We start from the raw sequence: 14,559 nt of genomic DNA on the forward strand, positions 1-14,559 counted from the left end.
ATGCCTACGTCCATCGCCCGCCTCCGGGCGGCCGCCGCGCCTTTGCCGGACTCCGAGCGGTGGTTGGTTCCGGAGTCCGTCGTGAAGGATGTGCTCGAGGAATCGGGCGTCGCGGTCCCGCGGCGACTCACTCTGCCCGCGACCGCTGCGCCCGACGCGTTCCGTGCCGGCCTGCCTGAGGTCGGCGAGCCGGCCGTTCTCAAGGCGTGGGGTGCGGGGGTCGTCCACAAGACCGAACTCGGGGCAGTTGACGTCGGCGTGGACGCGGACACGATCGACGCGGCCGTTCTCCGGATGCGTCAGCGTCTGTCGCAGCACGCACTCGAACCGGACGGGTTCCTGCTGGAGCAGCTCGTCCCGGCGGGCGTCGAGGTCCTGGTAGGCATCGTCGACGCGGCGGCGTTCGGGCAGGTCGTCGCGCTCGGGCTCGGTGGCACCGCCGTCGAGGTCCTCGACGAGGTCGTCACCCGGCTCTGCCCGATCACCCGCGAGGATGCCGCCGCGATGGTGGCGTCGTTCCGTGGATCTGCGCTGCTGCGTGGCCACCGGGGCCAGGCCCCCGTTGACGTCGACGCGCTCATCGACTTGCTGTACGCCCTCGCCGGCCCCGACGGCGTCGCTGCCCGACTCGGCCCGGCCCTGGCCGAGCTCGAGTGCAACCCGGTGCTGGTCAGCGACCGGGGCGCGTTCGCTGCCGATGCGAGGCTGATCCTTCACGCCGAGACCGAGGCGGCCGAGGAACCGATCAAGCCGTTCGGCCTGGAGGGGCTGTTCGCTCCGCGATCGGTCGCCATCGTGGGTGCGTCCACGTCCAAGACCACCGTGGCCAATCGCACCCTGCGCAATTACCGGGCCCGCGGGTGGACCAGATCCCTCTACGCGATCCACCCCACCGCCGCGGAGATCGAGGGAGTGCCGGCGTACGCGTCGGTGGCGCAGATTCCGGAACCGGTCGACTATCTCGCCCTCATGGTCCCCGCCGCTGCTTGTCCCGAGATCGTGCGCGCCGCGAAGGGCCGCGCGCGGTTCGTGCACGTTCTCAGTTCCGGTTTTGGAGAGACCGGGGGCGAGGGAGCGCGCCTGCAGGACGATCTCCTCGACGCCGTGCGGGACTCCGCCGTCCGGTTGATCGGCCCGAACAGTCTCGGCGTATTCTCCGCCGGCTCCGGACAGACGTGGGGTGGCGGCCTTCCGCGCGAGTCCGGGCGGATCGGCGGCGCGTTCCAGAGCGGCGGCGTCTCCACATCCGTGCTTCAGATGGGACCGGCCGCCGGCGTGCACTTCGGCAAGGCCGTGTCGACCGGTAATGGCATCGACGTCACGGTGGGCGAGGTTGCGTCCTACTTCCTTGACGACCCCGACACGGACGTCATCGCCCTGTATGTCGAAGGCGGCGCCGACCGGCAGCTGGTCGATACGCTCCGTCGCGCGCGTGGCCGCAAACCGGTCGTGGTCCTGGCGCCCGGCCTGACCGACGCCGGCGCCCGAGCCGCCGCGTCCCACACGGGAGCACTTACCGGGGGCCGGCGCGCCTGGGCTGCCGTCGAGACCTCGACGGGTGCCGTGATCGTCGAGACCATCGAGAGCTTCCTCGCGGTCCTCGGACAGGTCGTGGCGCATCAGGCCATCGACATCTCTGCCGAACCGTCGACCCTGATCGTCGGTAACGGCGGCGGCGCCTCGGTCATGGCGGTCGACGCCTGCGACGCGGCCGGCCTCCCGGTCCCCCCGTGCGTCGAGGCCGCCGAAGCGCTCGGCACGCTCGGCCTGACCAGCGGTGTCAGTTTCGCCAACCCGGTCGACGTCCCCATCTTCCAGGGCACCGCGCCGGAGCTTCTTGCCGACGTCGTGCGCGCGGCACTCGGTGCCCAATCGTTCTCCGACGTGTTGCTGCACGTCGACGTGGCCCCGTACTACGCCCTCGGGAACTATCGCGACGACCTTCCCGGATCGACGCATCTCCTGCAGGTCGCCGCGGCGCTGACGCCGCTCGCGCGATCGGGGCGGCTCAGTGTGGTGGTCCGCAACCTCGACTGCGCCCCGGCGGCCGATGCCGATCAGGTCCGCTCGGCCTTTCGCGCGGCAGGCGTTCCCGTGCACCGGACCTTCGCCGAGGCGGCGGGGGCGATCGCCGCAGTTCAGCGTCTGAGCGCCGACCGGAAGGGAGTGAGCTGATGGGCATGCTCGAGGGAAAGGTTGTCTTGATCACCGGGGCGGGCCGCGGGATCGGGCGTGGGCATGCTCTGACCCTGGCCGCCCACGGCGCGAAGGTGATCGTCAACGATCTCGGAACGAGCCTGACCGGAGAGGGCGCGGACAAGGGACCCGCTCAGGAGGTCGTGGACCTCATCGCAAGCCGTGGCGGCGAGGCCGTGGCCGACGTCGAGGACATCTCGACCTGGGACGGTGCCGCGAACGCGGTCGCTCACGCGGTGGAGCACTTCGGTCGTCTCGACGGGCTGGTGAACAACGCGGGTATCGCGCGTCCGTCGGACATCGCCGACCTGACCGAGGCCGACTTCGACGCCTTGATGGGCGTTCATCTGAAGGGCACTTTCGGTTGCACGGTCCATGCCTGTAAACACTGGCGCGGGCGCGCGGATGCGGGGGAGCGGGTGCGTGCTTCGGTGGTGAACACGGCCTCCGACTCGGCCTTCTTCTCGACCCCGAGCGACTCGGCCTATGCCGCCATGAAGGCGGGCATCCAGCAGCTCACGATGTGTGCCGGGCGGGAGACCGGTGCGTACGGAGTACGGATGAACGCGGTGGCGCCGCGGGCGTACACGCGCATGGCTCGCTACCTGATTCCCGGATTCGAGATCCGCGAGGCCGACTCCTACACCGGGGAGGAATCGCCGTTCGACCCTTCGAACGCCTCGCCCCTCGTCGCGTGGCTGCTCTCCGACGACTCGGCCCATGTGACCGGTCTGCTGTTCCGGACCCTGGGGGGCGGGTTCGCCCGCGTCTCGGGGTGGCAGATGGAGCCGATCATCTTCCCGAAGGATGGAAGCAGCCACTTCGCCGTGGAGGAGATCGGTCGAGTCCTCAACACCGAGGTGTTCGGCTGCGCCGTCCGCGACATTCCGATCGACTTCGCCCCAGGGGATCCGCGGGCCGCCGCCGGTACCAAGGATTCCGCGGCCGGTAGGCGTTCATGAGTCCACGGGTCACGGTGGATCTGTCGAAGTGCGCCGGGCACGCGCTGTGCCTCGCGGCGGCGCCCGACGCGTTCGACTACGACGAGACGGAGGGCAAGGCGATCGTCCTGCCCGAAGCAGCCGACGCCGACGAGGAGTCCCTGGAGCAGGCTGCCCGCGGCTGCCCCGAGCGCGCAATCACCGTCGCGGGCTCGCCATGACCGACCGCCATGTCCTGCCGGTCGAGGACCCGGTCGAAGCGGCGGCGATCGTCGCCGAGATCCGCGATTGCACCCTGACGGACGTCCTCGCGCGTACCGCTGCGCGGTGGAGCGACCGTCCGGCGCTGACCTGGACCGGACACGACGGCCTGGAGGTCACACGCACCTGGGCGGAGGTCCGCTCGGAGATCACCGACCTGGCCGCCGGTCTGATCGCGCTGGGCCTGCCGGCCGGTCGAACGGTGGCATTGATGGCGCCCAACTGCGGCGAGCACGTGCTGCTCGACCAGGCGGTCGTGCATGCCGGCGGCCTTCCGTTCACCGTGTACGCCACTTCCTCGCCCGAGCAGGTTGCCTGGTTGGCTCAGCATTCCGACACGGACATCGCGTTGCTGCACGGACAGGACCAGCTGACGCGGTGGGCCGGTGCCCGGCCACGCCGGACGGTCGTCGTTGACCCGGTCACCGCCGGCGGCCACCCGACCTACGACGAGCTGCGAGCCATGGGACGCGAACTCCTGGCCTCCGACCCGGGTGTGGTCGACCGGCGCCGCAACGCTCTCGCGGCCGAGGACCCGGTCGCGCTGGTCTACACCTCCGGGACCACGGGCCGACCGAAGGGTGTCGTGCTCAGCCACCGCAATGTGCTCTACAAGGCGGAGGCCTGGCGGCGCAGCACCGGCGTCGGGCCGAATCCGGTCTCGATCTCCTACCTGCCGTACGCCCACGTGTCCGAACGGGTCAACGGGTTGTACGTCCCGTTCCTGCTCGGCGGGCACGTGCACTTCTGCGGTTCCCTCGAGGAGTTCCCCGAGCTCCTCGCGCGCGTGCGACCTCATAGCCTGACCGCGGTGCCGCGGATCTGGGAAAAGGTGATCGCTCGGGCGGAGTGCATCGGCGCGGCATCGCCCGAGCGGATGCTCGCGGTCACCGGACTCGACCGCGCGGTCTGCATCGCCAGTACCGCCGCTCCGGCGTCGCCCGCGGTCGGGGAGTTCTTCGAGCGACTCGGCCTACCCGTCGCCTCGGTGTACGGCATGACGGAAACCACCGGAGGCATCACGGCCAATCGGCCCGCGGCACATCGGCCGGGGACCGTGGGGCGGCTGGTCGCCGGTTGTGAGGCACGGATCGCAGGCGACGGCGAGCTGCTGGTCCGCGGGCCGCTCGTGACTTCCGGCTATCTGGGCGACCCGGACGCCACCGCAGAGTTCCTCGACAGCGACGGGTGGGCACACACGGGCGATCTCGCGGCCGTCGAGGACGGGTACCTGCGGATCGTCGGCCGCAAGAAGGACCTCTTGGTGACCGCCGGCGGGGAGAACGTGGCGCCGTTGTTGGTGGAGAATCTGCTCCAGCAGCATCCGGCCGTCGCCCAGGCGATGGCGTGCGGCGACGGGCGGCGCTACGTCACCGCGTTGATCGTCCCCTCCGCCGGTGCGTCCGAGGAGGATCTGGCCGCAGCGGTTGCGGCGGCCAACGAACGACTCGCCCGGGTGCAGCAGATCAAGACCTGGCGGACGGTGGACCGCCCGTGGACCGTCGAGTCCGGCGAACTCACCCCCACGCTGAAGCTGCGTCGCCAGGTCGTGGCCGCTCGCTGCGCCCACCTGGTCGAGGACATGTACGCGACGGAATCCATGGCGGTGACGCAATGAGCAGGTACGAGGTCAGGCTCGGCAGTGCGCTCATGACCTTGACCGACCCCGACCGGGGCGCGGAGATCGCGTTCAACCGCTGGTACGAGCGGGACCACTTCTACGGTGGCGCCGTCCTGGGCCCGGGCGTGCTCGCCGGCGCCCGGTTCCTCGCCCGCGACACCGAGAAGATGATGCGCATCGTCCCCGAAGGGGACGATCCCGACCGCGGCACGATGCTCGCCCTGTACTGGCTGGCCGACAACGGCGGTGACTACTGGCGGTGGTGCACGGGCAACGTCAACCTGCTCGCGGTCCAAGGACGGATGACCGCTCCCGGACAGGTCCGCGACATGCGCTGGCTGCCCGCCCCGTGGGCGGAATCCGCGGCCGTGGACGGCGTCCCCGCCGCGCTCGCCCTCGATCGGCGGTTTCCCGCCGTGGTCGTGTCGATCGTCGAGAGTGAGGCGCGCACGGCCGAGGACCTCGACACGGCCTACCGCGAAGAATGTGCCCGCAGTCTCTGCTCCGAGCCGGGAGTCGCGCTGGTGATCGGTGCGAGTCCACAGGTCATCGATCTCCGGACCGGTCCGACGCCGGGCGCCAGGGCCGAAACGGCCGCCGTCTGGTTCTTCGAGGACCAGCTACGGCTGGCAGCCTTCATCGACGCGCACGAGAAGGCGGTCGCCGACCTGGGTGAAGCGCGGACCGTCTGGCTCTCGCCGTTCGTCGCAACCGTCCCCGGCACCGACACCCACCTGGACCGACTGTGGCTGTGACCGGGGTGAAAGGGCGCACGGCGCCCAGCGTCATCGTCATCGGTGCCGGCCTGGGCGGCATCGCGGCCGGCGTGTTCGCGCGCAAGGCCGGCGTCACCGATCTGACGATCTTGGAGAAGTCGTCCGGGCCGGGAGGGACCTGGCTGGACACCCGGTACCCGGGCGCCGCCTGCGACGTGATGTCACACCTGTACTCGTACTCGTTCGCGCAGAAGAAGGACTGGTCGCGCACGTGCGCGCCGCGTGACGAGATCCTCGCCTACATCGAGGACGTCGTCGACCGGTTCGACCTCCGACGGTTCTGTCGTTTCGACACCGGCGTCCGGAGTGCCGTCTGGTCGACGGACTCAGCTCGGTGGACGGTCACGACGCAGGCCGGGGAGGAGCTCAGCGCCGATGTGCTCGTCACCGCCGTCGGGCTGTTGAACGAGCCCAAGTACCCGGACTGGCCCGGCTTGGAGTCGTTCACGGGCCCGGTCATGCACACCGCGCGTTGGCGTCGCGAGCTGAGTCTGGACGGTTGCCGAGTCGCCGTGGTCGGTACCGGGTCGTCGGCGGCTCAGGTGGTGCCCGCGCTCGCCCCGCAGGTGAAGCACCTGACGGTCTTTCAGCGTGAGCCGGGCTGGGTGCTCCCCAAGGACGACCGGCCGTTCACCGAGGAAGAGCTGCAGGAGTTCCGGACGTCGCGCTGGGCGGCGCAGCGCCGGCGGTGGAAGCTCTACTGGCTGAACGAACGCGGCGTCCTCGCCCTGGACCCGAAGACCAAGCGGCACGCCATCGCCACACAGATGGCCGTGGACTGGCTGAACAAGACCGTCAAGGACCCGGCCACCCGGGAGAAGCTCCTGCCCGCCTACCCGTTCGGGTGCAAGCGCCCGGTCGCCGACCGGATCTACTACGACACCTTCAACCGACCGAACGTCGATCTCGTACCCCTGCCGGTGACAGCCGTCCGACCCCACGCTCTGGTCACCGACGACGGAGCCGAGCACGAGGTGGACGCCGTTGTTCTCGCGACCGGCTTCCAGGCCACGGAGTTCCTGCACACCGTCGAAATCATCGGTGAGGACGGCGTGCGTCTTCAGGAGGTCTGGGACAAGGCAGGGGGAGCGGAAGCCTTCCTCGGCATCAGCGTGAACGGCTTCCCAAACCTGTTCATGCTCTACGGGCCCAACACCAACTCGGCCAGCAACTCGGTCATCTTCAACCTGGAGTGCCAGGCCCGGTACATCGCGTCGGCGATCGGCTCGATCGCCCGGCGCCGCGGGGCGATCGAGGTCAGGTCCGGCGTTCAGGATCGGTACAACCGGTGGCTGCAGTCGCGCGTGCCGGCCAAGACCTGGGAGTCCGGCTGCCAGAACTACTACCACTCGGAGACGGGCAAGCTCGTCACGAACTGGCCCGGAAGCTCCGTCCTCTACTGGGCGATGACGAAGCTCCTGCGCCCCACCGTGCCGGGGCTCTACCGCACCCGGCGAGCGCACCGGCGGAACCGGGTGACCGCACCATGACCAGGACACCCTTCGCGGTCACCCGCAGCACGCTCTTCGTGCCGGCAACCCGTCCCGACCTCGTCGAGAAGGTTGGCCGGTCCGGTGCCGACGTCGTGGTGCTGGACCTTGAGGACACCGTCCCGCCCCCGGCCAAGGCAGGGGCTCGCTCCGCGCTGCCCGCCTTGATCGACCTGCTCACGAGCCTGGCGACCGGGACCCGGATGGTCCGGGTGAATGCGCCCGACAGTCCCTGGATCGGAGCGGACCTCGACGCCCTCGCCGCCGGGGCGCTGGCGGGCCTCGACGGTCTGGTCGTGCCCAAGGTCGACGGCCCGGGATCGCTGGATCAGCTGACCAAGCTCGCGGATCGCGCGGGATTGCCGGAGCTGCCGATCCTGGCCGGTATCGAGAGCGCACAGGGGGTGTCCCAGGTTGAGGCGATCGCACCGAGGGTCGCAGCGGTCTATTTCGGCGCCGAGGATTTCGCCGCCGACATGCGCGGTCGGCGGACCTCGCACAACACCGAGGTGCTCTACGCCAGGTCTCGGGTGGCGCTGGCCGCTCGCGTCGCTGAGATCCCGGCGCTCGATCAGGTGTTCTTCGACGTCGGCGACGAGGCCGGCTTCCGTCGCGAGGCCGGGGCGGCTCGCGACCTCGGCTATTCCGGAAAGATGTGTCTCAATCCGCGCCAGGTGCGCTGGTCGAACGAGATGTGGACGCCCACGCCGGCCGAGACCGACTGGGCGGTGCGCGCCATCGCTGCCTACGACGAGGTGACCACTCGGGGCGAGGGCGTGGCCTTCGTCGACGGCCGACTGATCGACCTGCCGGTGATCCGGCTGGCCCGGGCGGTGCTGGCCGCGGCGCCACGGGTAACCACTGAGGAGCAAGGAGCCTGATGCCCGCCGAGACCGCGCAGCCGCACAAGGACCACAAGGCCGTGCCGAAGCCGACCCCCGAGACCAAACCGTTCTGGGACGCGTGTGCCGAGGGCGAACTGCGGCTGCAGTACTGCACCGCGTGTGAGGGTCACTACTTCCCGCCGCGGTTCTTCTGCCCGACGTGCCTCTCACGAGACGTCGAGTGGCGCGCCGTCAGCGGGCGGGGGCGCCTCTACTCCTATGTGATCAACCAGTCCTTCGCCCCGCCGGGTTGGGAGACGCCGTATGCGATCGCGCTCGTCGAACTCGAGGAGGGCCCCCGGCTGATGTCGAACATCCTCGATGTCCCGCAGACGCCGGAGGCCCTGGTGCTGGACATGGAACTGGAGGTCACCTTCGAGGTTCGGGGCGGCGTCGCAATCCCGCAGTTCCGCCCGGTGGCGGGGGGTGCCGCGTGAGCATCAAGAACAAGGTGGCGATCGTCGGCGCGGCCGAGAGCACCGAGATCGGAAAGGTCCCGGGCATGTCCGCGATGCAATTGCACGCGGACGCTGCCATCAACGCGATTGCGGACTGCGGCATCGACCCCCGGGACATCGACGGACTTGCCTGCACGCGAGTCGAGTACTTCGCCCCCATCACGCTCGGCAGCTATCTCGGTCTCACCCCGCGGTGGGTCGACTCGACCTTCATCGGCGGGTCGTCGTTCATGGCGTTGGTGGGTCACGCCTCGGCCGCCCTGGCCACGGGTCAGGCCAACGTCGTGCTCATCACGCATGGGGAATCCGGGCGCTCGAACGTCGTGAACACCCCTTACCCGTTCCACGAGGACATGTGGGAGGCGCAGTTCGAGCGTCCTTACGGGACGCACACCGCGCACACCATGTTTCCGCTCGGGGTGCTCCGTTACATGAAGGACCACGGCCTCACGCCCGAGCAGATGGCGTCGGTCGCGGTCAGCACGCGGGCGTGGGCGACACGGAATCCGCGGGCCTGGCTGCGGGACCCCATCACCGTCGAGGAGATCCTCGCGTCGCCCTACGTCGCCTACCCGGTCCACAAGGCCGAGTCGTGCGTGATCACCGATGGTGGTGGGGCGCTGATCCTGACGACGGCGGAGCGGGCCCGGGACCTCGACCTACCCCACCCACCGGTGTACGTCGTGGGGGCGGGTCAGTCGACCGAGAGCCCGATGATCTCGCAGATGGCCGACCTCACGACCTCGCGCGCGTTCCGAGTCTCGGGGGCGGCGGCGTTCGCGGAGGCCGGCATCACTCCCGCCGATGTCGATCACCTCATGGCCTACGACCCCTTCGCCTTCGTGCCGTTGTACGCGCTCGAAGACCTTGGCTTCGTCGCCCGGGGGGAGGCCGGGAAGTTCGTCGAGGCAGGAGGTACCGCTCCCGGTGGAACCCTCCCGATGAACACCAACGGGGGCGGCCTGTCCTACACCCACACCGGCATGTACGGGATGTTCGCGATCCAGGAGTCGGTTCGGCAACTTCGCGGGACGGCGCCCGCGCAGGTCGAAGGCGTCGAGGTGAGCGTCTGCCACGGCGTCGGGGGCATGTACTCATCCGGCGCGACCCTGGTGCTGAGCAATCGCCTGCCCTGACTTCCCCCACCCACGAACGCGAGAGAGGAACTGCGGTGCCTCATATTGACGGCGGCTGGAACAGCGCACCCATCGGCGGCTGGATGCTCGGTGAGGAGGACGCGATCGTTCCCTTGCTGCAACGGCGACTCGACACGCACGGGGACAAGCTGTTCCTCGACTTCTCGGGCGAGCAGTACACCTACGCGCAGGTCTACGCCGAAAGCGCGCGGCTCGCGCGCGGCCTTCGAGCGCAGGGAGTCGGGCGCGGCGACACGGTGGCCTCGCTCCTCGACAACGGGCCGGACGCCGCCTTCCTGATGATCGCGGTGCACCAGTTGGGCGCGATCTACGCTCCGATCAACACGGCTTTCAAGGGTGAATACCTCCGCCACCAGGTGGCTGACTGCTCGACGCGCATCCTCGTCACGGAGAGCGATTACGCGGAGCGGGTCTTCGCCATCGTCGACCAGATTCCCGACGTCGAGCTGCTGCTCCACCGGGGCGATGTCCCCCAGGGCGATCCGGGCAAACTTCGGGTGGAGTCGATCGATGCCCACCGCCTCGACGGTGCCGAGGACCCGAGCGTCGAGGTGCTGCCGTCCGACACGGCCTTCATCATCTACACCGGCGGGACCACCGGCCCGTCCAAGGGCTGCGAACTCAGCCATGCGTACGCGATCCGGATGTCCGCGGCCGCCAACTGGGTCTCCCAACGCCAGGAGGACGAGCTCAACTGGAACCCGGCGCCGCTGTTCCACATGAACGCCGTGACCTCGATCATCGGCAGCGCGCTCGTCGGTGGCGCCGCCTCCATCGCTCCCCGCTTCTCGGTGTCCGGGTTCTGGCGGGAGATCGAACGCACGGGCGCGCGCGTGGTGAACCTGCTCGGCGTCATGATCCCGCTCATCGCCGGGATGGACGACACCGAGGAGATGGCTCGCTGCAAAGGACAGATCCGTGCGGTGGCGGGCGCACCGTTCAACCCGAAGACCGAAGCCGTCTGGCGTGAGCGGTACGGCGTCGCCCTGGTCGGGAACCCGTTCTACGGCCTCACCGAATGCGCGCCGCTGACCGTGATGTCGCTGAGCGAGAACAAGCCCGGTGCGTGCGGGCGTCCCGCGGACGACCTGGACGTCCGCATCTTCGGCGACGAGGACCAGGAACTACCGCCGGGCGAGGTCGGCGAGATCGTATGCCGCGCCCTTCGCCCGAACACCTTGTTCAAGGGCTACTGGCGCCGGCCCCAGGCAACTGTCGACGTCATGGGTAATCAGTGGTTCCACACCGGCGATCTCGGCAAGTTCGACGACGAGGGGTGGCTGTACTTCGTCGACCGGAAGAAGGACTATCTGCGCCGCGGCGGCGAAAACATCTCCAGCGTCGAACTGGAGATCTCCTTCATGCAGCACCCGGCGGTCGCCGAGGTCGCCGTGCACGCCGTGAAGTCCGAGCTGTCCGAGGACGAGGTCAAGGTGACCGTTGTGCGCAAGTCCGACGCAGCGGTGACCGAAGAGGAGCTGTGCCTGTGGAGCGTCGATCGGCTGCCCTACTTCGCCGTTCCGCGCTACATCGAGTTCCGTGACGCGCTGCCGAAGAACGGCGTCGGCCGCATCACCAAGTACCAGCTCCGCGACGAGGGCGTCACGGCCGCGACGTGGGATCGCGTCGCCGCCGGCGTGACGTTCGAGCGTCGCTGAGTAGCTGTCAGGAGATTTCATGTCGATCGCTCTCACCGACGATCACCGCGATCTCGCGGGCGTCGTCCGGAAGCTTCTCGCCGACCGGGGCGCCGCTGCAGCGGCGCGCGCTCTGTTGGACGCGGACGTCGACGCGCAGGCGCCGTTCTGGTCCGAACTCGCCGGTCTCGACCTGCTCGGGCTGCACGTCGACGCCGAGAACGGCGGAGCCGGGTACTCGTTGCTGGAAACGGCGATCGTGGTCGAGGAAGCCGGCCGGGCGATCGCACCAGGCTCGCTGCTGCCGACCGTGTGGGCGTCGGCCGTACTGGCAGCTGCGGGCGGCTCAGCGGTCCTGCCGGATCTCGCGACGGGCAAGACGGTCGGCGCCGTGGGGATTCCCGGGCGCGACGGGAGCTGGCTGGTGCTCGGTGGCGAACTCGCCGAGGTCTTCTTGCTGCCGGTCGACGGCGACATCGTCGTCGCGGACCGCGACTCGGTCTCCGTGACGCCGTCGCCGAGTCTCGACCGGACACGGCGGACCGGCCGGCTCCGCCTGCACCGCGACGTGGGGGAGTTGCCGCGTTTGGCGGGTGCCGCCGCCGCCGCCGTCGCCCTGGGACGGGCTTTGGCCGCAGCGGAAGCCTCGGGTATCGCGACCGCCTGCCTCCAGATGGCCACGGAGTACGTCAAGATCCGCGAACAGTTCGGTCGGCCGGTCGGCACCTACCAGGCGGTGAAGCACCACGCCGCGAACATGCTCGTCGATGTCGAACTCGCGACGGCTGCGGCCTGGAACGCCGCGCGGTCTCTCCAGGGCATCGACCGGCCCGCCGAACTTGCGGCGGCGATCGCGAGCACGCTGGCGCTGCCGGCGGCTGTCCGGTGCGCACAGGTCAACATCCAACTGCACGGCGGCATCGGTTTCACCTGGGAGCACGACGCTCATCTGTATCTCCGTCGCGCCGCCACTCTGGTCGCCTTGTTCGGGCCGGCCGAGACGCTGGCGGCGGAGGTCACCCACGCGATGGCTGCCGGCGTCACGCTCCGGACCGACGTGGAACTTCCGCCCGAGGCCGAGCAGATCCGTGAGACGGTTCGGGCGTTCCGTCGCGAGGTGGAGGAGTTGCCGGCCGAACAGCGGCATGACCTCTGCGTCGCTCGCGGGTTCGCCGTGCCGTCCTGGCCGGAGCCCTGGGGACGCGGGGCCGGCCCCGTCGAGCAGATCGTCATCAATCAGGAGCTCGCCGGCCTGGACCGCCACGACTACGAGATTGGAGGTTGGCTGCTCCGGACCATCCTCGCGGCCGGAACCGAGGAGCAGATCCAGCGCTTCCTGCCTCGGGGCTTGTCGCGCGAGGACCGGTGGTGCCAGCTGTTCAGCGAGCCGGGCGCGGGTTCGGACGTCGCCGCTGCCAGCACCCGGGCAGTGCGGACCGCGGGTGGCTGGATTCTCAACGGCCAGAAGGTGTGGACCACCTTCGGCACGGTGGCCGACCGCGGCCTGGCCACGGTCCGGACGGATCCCGACGCACCGAAGCGCAAGGGCATCACGATCATGCTCATCGACATGCACGCTCCCGGTGTCGATGTCCGCCCGCTGCGTGAAGCCACCGGTGACGCCATGTTCGCCGAAGTGTTCCTCACTGACGTCTTCGTCCCGGATGCCGACGTTCTCGGCGCCGTGAACGAGGGCTGGAAGGTCGTGATCTCGGCCCTGGCCAATGAACGGTCCGACATCGGTGGGAGGACCACCGACGGGCCAGTCGCGCTGCTGGACCTCCACCGCCGGTACGGCGACCAGCCCGGGGCCGCCGCCGGCATCGGGGCGTTGCTGGCGGAGCAGGAAGGCATTGCCCTACTCAACCTCCGCGTCGCGGAGCGAGCGGTGGCCGGATCTGCCCCCGGTTCCGAGGGCAACGTCTCGAAGTTGCTCTTCACCGAGCACCACCAACGCGTCGCCGATCTCGGACTCGCCCTCGCCGGCCCCGAGGCCGCCCTGTCGGACGGGTGCGCCGGGGACATCGCGCACGCCCTGATGTGGACGCGCCTGCTCACGATCGGAGGCGGCACGGCCGAGATCGTGCGGAACACCATCGCCGAGCGGATTCTCGGCCTGCCCCGCGACCCGTTGATGGACTGATGATGACCGCGTTCACCTACGGCGACGGTGTCGTGGCAGCGCTCGCGCAGATCGCTCTGATTGCCGAGGAATCACCACCCGCAGACGTCGCCGGCTCGCGTGCGTTCTACCGGAAGATGGCGCGCCTGGGCGGCGCGCCGCCGCACCTGGACGAGGTCCGGGACCACAGCGTCGAGACCCCGGGCGGTCCGCTCGGGCTCCGCGTCTACCGTCCAGGACCTGGGCCCCTGCCCGCCCTGATCTTTCTTCACGGCGGGTGGTTCTTCCTCGGCGACCTGGAAACCCACGACACCCTCTGTCGGCAACTCGCGGCCGCGGCGCGCTGTGTCGTCATCGCCGTCGACTACCGGCGGGCACCCGAGCACCCTTGCCCCGCGGCCCCTGACGACTGCTTCGACGCCGCCCGCTGGGTCGTCGATCACGCGAACGACCTCGGCGTCGACGCGGCGGCGCTGGCGATCGGCGGCGACAGCGCCGGCGGCGCGCTTGCCCTCGTGACCGCCCGCCGTGCCCGGGACGGCGGCGGACCCACGTTCTGCGCCCAGCTTCTGTTCTATCCGGTGATCAGCTCCGGTCAGAACAGTGCGTCCTGGCGGGAGTTGCCCGATGCGCCGATCGTCAACGCGGACCGGGCCCGGTTCGCCTGGTCGATGTACCTGCCTCCCGGTCATGGTGCGCCACCTGCCGACGTCGCACCGGAGGCGATCCAGGACCTCACCGGTCTGCCGCCGACGACGGTGATCACGGCCGAGTACGACCCGCTGCGAGCCGAGGCGGAGGAGTTCGGGGCGCGTCTGCGCGACGCGGGCGTCGAGGTGGCGGTGCGACGCTACCCGGGGATGATCCACGGCTTCGTCGGTCTGGCCGGGGTGATCCCGGCCGGGCGCGAAGCGATCGACGAGGTGGCGACCACGCTACGAGCCGCCTTTGCCGCAACGACGGGAGCAACGACATGAGGATGCATCAGGATTCGTCTGCGGTCACCGACGAGGACG

The 14,559-nt window shown here is 69.7% G+C and carries 12 protein-coding genes; all 12 read left to right on the forward strand.

The window, feature by feature from the left end; all coding sequences use genetic code 11:
• The 12 genes from ABD401_RS00795 to ABD401_RS00850 all read left to right on the forward strand — a co-directional run bounded on the left by ABD401_RS00795 (position 1) and on the right by ABD401_RS00850 (position 14,520).
• Complete coding sequence (locus tag ABD401_RS00795; RefSeq protein ID WP_344600559.1) at positions 1 to 2,175, forward strand: acetate--CoA ligase family protein; 2,175 nt, start codon at positions 1 to 3, stop codon at positions 2,173 to 2,175.
• Positions 2,175 to 3,158: an SDR family NAD(P)-dependent oxidoreductase gene (locus ABD401_RS00800; RefSeq protein ID WP_344600561.1), complete on the forward strand. Its 984-nt coding sequence runs from the start codon at positions 2,175 to 2,177 to the stop codon at positions 3,156 to 3,158. Before ABD401_RS00795 ends, ABD401_RS00800 begins: the two co-directional genes overlap by 1 nt.
• Positions 3,155 to 3,358, forward strand: coding sequence for a ferredoxin (locus ABD401_RS00805; protein WP_344600563.1), 204 nt, complete (start codon positions 3,155 to 3,157; stop codon positions 3,356 to 3,358). Before ABD401_RS00800 ends, ABD401_RS00805 begins: the two co-directional genes overlap by 4 nt.
• Positions 3,355 to 5,016 carry an AMP-dependent synthetase/ligase gene (locus tag ABD401_RS00810; protein WP_344600565.1) on the forward strand — a complete coding sequence of 554 codons (1,662 nt, stop codon included), beginning with the start codon at positions 3,355 to 3,357 and terminating at the stop codon, positions 5,014 to 5,016. The genes ABD401_RS00805 and ABD401_RS00810 overlap by 4 nt, the downstream gene beginning before the upstream one ends.
• Entirely contained in the window at positions 5,013 to 5,774 is a 762-nt protein-coding gene (locus ABD401_RS00815) for a hypothetical protein (protein ID WP_344600567.1), read from the forward strand. The genes ABD401_RS00810 and ABD401_RS00815 overlap by 4 nt, the downstream gene beginning before the upstream one ends.
• Positions 5,771 to 7,285: a flavin-containing monooxygenase gene (locus ABD401_RS00820; RefSeq protein ID WP_344600569.1), complete on the forward strand. Its 1,515-nt coding sequence runs from the start codon at positions 5,771 to 5,773 to the stop codon at positions 7,283 to 7,285. Before ABD401_RS00815 ends, ABD401_RS00820 begins: the two co-directional genes overlap by 4 nt.
• Positions 7,282 to 8,166, forward strand: coding sequence for an HpcH/HpaI aldolase/citrate lyase family protein (locus ABD401_RS00825; protein ID WP_344600571.1), 885 nt, complete (start codon positions 7,282 to 7,284; stop codon positions 8,164 to 8,166). The genes ABD401_RS00820 and ABD401_RS00825 overlap by 4 nt, the downstream gene beginning before the upstream one ends.
• A complete protein-coding gene (locus ABD401_RS00830) occupies positions 8,166 to 8,606 on the forward strand; it encodes a Zn-ribbon domain-containing OB-fold protein (protein WP_344600573.1) in 441 nt (146 codons plus the stop codon). Before ABD401_RS00825 ends, ABD401_RS00830 begins: the two co-directional genes overlap by 1 nt.
• A gap of 65 nt (positions 8,607 to 8,671) precedes the next feature.
• Positions 8,672 to 9,763, forward strand: a complete 1,092-nt coding sequence (locus ABD401_RS00835; RefSeq protein WP_344600733.1) for a thiolase C-terminal domain-containing protein — start codon at positions 8,672 to 8,674, stop codon at positions 9,761 to 9,763.
• A 35-nt stretch (positions 9,764 to 9,798) separates the two neighbouring features.
• A complete protein-coding gene (locus tag ABD401_RS00840; RefSeq protein ID WP_344600575.1) occupies positions 9,799 to 11,442 on the forward strand; it encodes an AMP-binding protein in 1,644 nt (547 codons plus the stop codon).
• A 19-nt stretch (positions 11,443 to 11,461) separates the two neighbouring features.
• Positions 11,462 to 13,564, forward strand: a complete 2,103-nt coding sequence (locus tag ABD401_RS00845; protein WP_344600577.1) for an acyl-CoA dehydrogenase family protein — start codon at positions 11,462 to 11,464, stop codon at positions 13,562 to 13,564.
• Positions 13,564 to 14,520 carry an alpha/beta hydrolase gene (locus tag ABD401_RS00850; protein WP_344600579.1) on the forward strand — a complete coding sequence of 319 codons (957 nt, stop codon included), beginning with the start codon at positions 13,564 to 13,566 and terminating at the stop codon, positions 14,518 to 14,520. The genes ABD401_RS00845 and ABD401_RS00850 overlap by 1 nt, the downstream gene beginning before the upstream one ends.
• The last annotated feature ends 39 nt before the right edge of the window (positions 14,521 to 14,559 follow it).

It is taken from the genome of Sporichthya brevicatena (assembly GCF_039525035.1).
In the GTDB taxonomy this organism is placed as follows: Bacteria; Actinomycetota; Actinomycetes; order Sporichthyales; family Sporichthyaceae; genus Sporichthya; species Sporichthya brevicatena.

Excerpts from the sequence above, each read along its gene's own strand:
- ABD401_RS00795 (WP_344600559.1), top strand. The coding sequence starts at position 1 with ATGCCTACGTCCATCGCCCGCCTCCGGGCGGCCGCCGCGCCTTTGCCG.
- ABD401_RS00800 (WP_344600561.1), top strand. The coding sequence starts at position 2,175 with ATGGGCATGCTCGAGGGAAAGGTTGTCTTGATCACCGGGGCGGGCCGC.
- ABD401_RS00805 (WP_344600563.1), top strand. The coding sequence starts at position 3,155 with ATGAGTCCACGGGTCACGGTGGATCTGTCGAAGTGCGCCGGGCACGCG.
- ABD401_RS00810 (WP_344600565.1), top strand. The coding sequence starts at position 3,355 with ATGACCGACCGCCATGTCCTGCCGGTCGAGGACCCGGTCGAAGCGGCG.
- ABD401_RS00815 (WP_344600567.1), top strand. The coding sequence starts at position 5,013 with ATGAGCAGGTACGAGGTCAGGCTCGGCAGTGCGCTCATGACCTTGACC.
- ABD401_RS00825 (WP_344600571.1), top strand. The coding sequence starts at position 7,282 with ATGACCAGGACACCCTTCGCGGTCACCCGCAGCACGCTCTTCGTGCCG.
- ABD401_RS00830 (WP_344600573.1), top strand. The coding sequence starts at position 8,166 with ATGCCCGCCGAGACCGCGCAGCCGCACAAGGACCACAAGGCCGTGCCG.
- ABD401_RS00835 (WP_344600733.1), top strand. The coding sequence starts at position 8,672 with ATGTCCGCGATGCAATTGCACGCGGACGCTGCCATCAACGCGATTGCG.
- ABD401_RS00845 (WP_344600577.1), top strand. The coding sequence starts at position 11,462 with ATGTCGATCGCTCTCACCGACGATCACCGCGATCTCGCGGGCGTCGTC.
- ABD401_RS00850 (WP_344600579.1), top strand. The coding sequence starts at position 13,564 with ATGATGACCGCGTTCACCTACGGCGACGGTGTCGTGGCAGCGCTCGCG.